4 protein-coding genes are annotated in these 3036 nt (G+C 72.1%); 2 read left to right on the forward strand and 2 right to left on the reverse strand.

Annotated elements, in window-relative coordinates:
• Window positions 1–227, reverse strand: a 227-nt coding sequence (locus K6I34_RS34455; protein ID WP_229331976.1) for a hypothetical protein, incomplete at its 3' end; no start/stop codon positions are given.
• Window positions 228–342: 115 nt separating this feature from the next.
• On the opposite strand from K6I34_RS34455, the gene K6I34_RS34460 reads away from it, so the two are divergent.
• Window positions 343–1200 carry a (2Fe-2S)-binding protein gene (locus K6I34_RS34460; RefSeq protein ID WP_229331977.1) on the forward strand — a complete coding sequence of 286 codons (858 nt, stop codon included), beginning with the start codon at window positions 343–345 and terminating at the stop codon, window positions 1198–1200.
• Between the two features lie 197 nt (window positions 1201–1397).
• Window positions 1398–2447, forward strand: a complete 1050-nt coding sequence (locus K6I34_RS34465) for a DUF2637 domain-containing protein (RefSeq protein ID WP_229331978.1) — start codon at window positions 1398–1400, stop codon at window positions 2445–2447.
• 81 nt (window positions 2448–2528) lie between these two features.
• On the opposite strand, the gene K6I34_RS34470 is transcribed toward K6I34_RS34465, so the two are convergent.
• Window positions 2529–3017 (reverse strand): ATP-binding protein, encoded by a 489-nt coding sequence (locus tag K6I34_RS34470; RefSeq protein ID WP_229331979.1) that lies wholly within the window; start codon window positions 3015–3017, stop codon window positions 2529–2531.
• Window positions 3018–3036: the final 19 nt, after the last annotated feature.

Here is a 3036-nt window from a genome sequence, read left to right on the forward strand (position 1 = left end):
GGGGCGGAGGGGCCGGAGAGGGCGCCGACCGGGCCGTCCGCTGCGGCCCCGGGCCGCGGGCCCGTCGGCATCCCGTACGCCTCTTCGCCGTAGATTTCCTGGCTGTGGACGTGTTCACCGCGGACGTGGCCTGCGTCCGGCGTACCGTGCGAGGCGGACGCGGTGGCCTGTCCGGGTACGCCGGGGACGGCCCGCGCTGCGGCGCCGTGCGGTCTGCCCTGCTCCATTGGGGTCCTCCTGTGTCCACCCGAACCATAGGCGGCCGTTTCCTCAGTTCAAACCCCGATCCGTCCGGGTAAGGTAAGGCTTGCCTGTAAACGATCGCGATACGGTGGTCCACGCATGCCTTCCGCCTCGGCTGCCCGGCTCTCGCACGTGCCCCCTCCACCGGCCCCCGGAGAGTGCCCCGTCAGCGGTGCGTACGCCAGGCTCACCGAGGTCTTCCCCCGGCTGTCCGTCTCCGTGGGGGCACCCCGGGACGGCGACGGCTGGGTGACCGCCGCCGGGCTCGCGGCGGGCGGCGCGGAGCTCGACGCCTTCCTCTCCTGGGACGACGAGCAGATCCTGCGCGACTACGGCGAACGGGCCCGCCCGGACGTCGTCGCGAGCTTCGGGCTGCACCGGTACGCCTGGCCGGTCTGCCTGCTGTTCACGATCCCCTGGTTCCTGTGCCGCCGGGTGCCGCGGCTGCCGGTCGACGCCGTCTCGTACCACCGCGGGCTCGGGCGGCTGACCGTCCGGGTCGCGGAGTTCGCCTGCCTGCCCGGCGACCCGGCCGCGGCCGACGCGCGGGCCGTGACCGTCGCGGACGAGGAGGCGCTGCGGGGGCGCGTGCGCGAGGCGGCGGCCGAGCACCTCGGACCGGTGCTCGACGCCTTCCGGCCGCGGATGCGGCGCGGCTCGCGGGCGCTGTGGGGCATGGCGACGGACGAACTCGCCGAGGGCATCTGGCGGCTGGGACGGCTGCTGGGCGAGGAGCCGCGGGTGACCGGCGAGTTGGAGCTGCTGCTCCCGGGCACCACTCCCCCGTACGCGGGCGGCGCGGCCTTCCGCGCGCTCACCGGCCCGGCGGGCGAGTCCCTGCGCACCCGCGACCGGGCGAGCTGCTGCCTCTTCTACACGCTGCGCCCCGACGACACCTGCCTCACCTGCCCCCGTACCGGTGATGCAGTACGAGTAGCACGAATGACCACAGGCTGATGAACGTCACACCACTCGATCGAGTGAGGTAATTCGAACTCAATTCCCTTTCGAGTGATCCGGGTTCGAATTTCCCCACACCTATCTGTATGCCCTTGGGGTCTGTTGGCAGACAGTTACCCGGAAACCCTTTGGCGAACGGGCCGGTTCCGTCAGGATGGCGCGCGAAAGGCTGTACAGCTACGCAAGGGACGCAGATGAGAGTGACCGACATACCGCTGAATTGGATGGTCCCCAGTGTCGTGGCGCTCGCCGGTGCCGTGGTGGCGGTGACGTTGCTCGCTCGTGGCAAGCACGGGGGTGTGGACGACACGGGGGCGCCCACGGACTCCTGGGAGCGCTCCGAGGAACGCAGACGCCGCAAAGAAGCCATCTACGGCAGCGCGTCGTACGTGCTCCTCTTCTGCTGCGCCGCCGTGGCCGCCGCCCTGTCCTTCCACGGACTCGTCGGCTTCGGCGTGCAGAACCTGGGCCTGTCGGGCGGCTGGGAGTACCTGGTGCCCTTCGGGCTCGACGGTGCCGCCATGTTCTGCTCGGTGCTCGCCGTGCGCGAGGCGAGCCACGGCGACGCGGCTCTCGGCTCCCGGCTGCTGGTGTGGACCTTCGCGGGCGCGGCGGCCTGGTTCAACTGGGTGCACGCGCCGCGCGGGATGGACCACGCGGGCGCTCCGCAGTTCTTCGCGGGGATGTCCCTGTCGGCCGCGGTGCTCTTCGACCGCGCGCTCAAGCAGACCCGCAGGGCAGCACTCCGCGAGCAGGGACTCGTACCCCGCCCGTTGCCGCAGATCCGCATAGTCCGGTGGCTGCGTGCCCCCCGCGAGACCTTCGGCGCCTGGTCGCTGATGCTCCTGGAGGGCGTGCGGACGCTGGACGAGGCCGTCGAGGAGGTCCGCGAGGACCGGCGGCAGCGGGACCGGGACCGTGCCAGGCGCCGCGAGGCGGGCAAGCTGGAGCGGGCCCGCCTCAAGGCGTACAACCGGCAGCACCGTGTCTGGGGCCGCACCCGCGGCGCCCGTCAGGTGGAGGTGACCGGACACGCCGTTCCCGCGGCCGCGCAGCCGCCGCAGCTCGGCGCGGAACCTTCCATAGGGACCGAGGAACAGCTTCCCGTACGTGCCCGTCCACTCCAGGCGGTGAGCGGTTCTGAGCATTCGATCGATCTCACCGCGGAGGACGACACCCAGGCCATTCCACGGCTCGATTCCCTGGAGGCCAAGCTCGCCCAGATCGAGCGGCAGTTCGGCTGAAGGCCGGAAGCCCTGAATCGCCCCACGGCGGTTCGGGGCTTCCGGTTTTCAGGGCACTCTTTCAGGGCACTCCTGAGCCTTTCAGGGCTCCTGGGCACGCAATTCGAACCAGACCGTTTTTCCCACTCCGTGGGGACGCACACCCCAGCCGTCGGCGAGGGAGTGCACCAGCAGCAGGCCGCGCCCGGAGGTCGCGGCCTGCTGTATGTCGTCGTTCACGCGCAGGGACGGGTGCCGCGCGGCGAAGTCGCGGACCTCCACCCGCAGCAGCTCCCCGGAGCCGGTGAGCGCGGCCCGGACCACCGCGCTCCCGTCGGTGTGCACCAGGGCGTTGGTGACCAGCTCGCTCGTCAGGAGCTCCGCGGTCTCCGCCCGGCCCGGGGCTCCCCAGTGCGCCAGCAGGGAGCGCAGCTCCGCCCGTGTCCGGGCGACCGCCGAGAGGTCGCGGCGCCCGAGCCGCCGTTCGAAGGAGCGCGGTGCAGGGTGTGGGTCCCCCCGGCGTGCCGGGGGGACATCCGGGTGTGCCGACGCGGACGCCCCGTCCGCCGGATCCGCAGTACGCCGTTTCATCCTCGCCCGCCCCGACCCC

Origin of the sequence: Streptomyces sp. UNOC14_S4 (genome assembly GCF_020740835.1) — a bacterium.
Taxonomy (GTDB): Bacteria; Actinomycetota; Actinomycetes; order Streptomycetales; family Streptomycetaceae; genus Streptomyces.

Coding starts and splice junctions, on each gene's coding strand:
- K6I34_RS34460 (WP_229331977.1), top strand. CDS start 343: ATGCCTTCCGCCTCGGCTGCCCGGCTCTCGCACGTGCCCCCTCCACCG.
- K6I34_RS34465 (WP_229331978.1), top strand. CDS start 1,398: ATGAGAGTGACCGACATACCGCTGAATTGGATGGTCCCCAGTGTCGTG.
- K6I34_RS34470 (WP_229331979.1), bottom strand. CDS start 3,017: ATGAAACGGCGTACTGCGGATCCGGCGGACGGGGCGTCCGCGTCGGCA.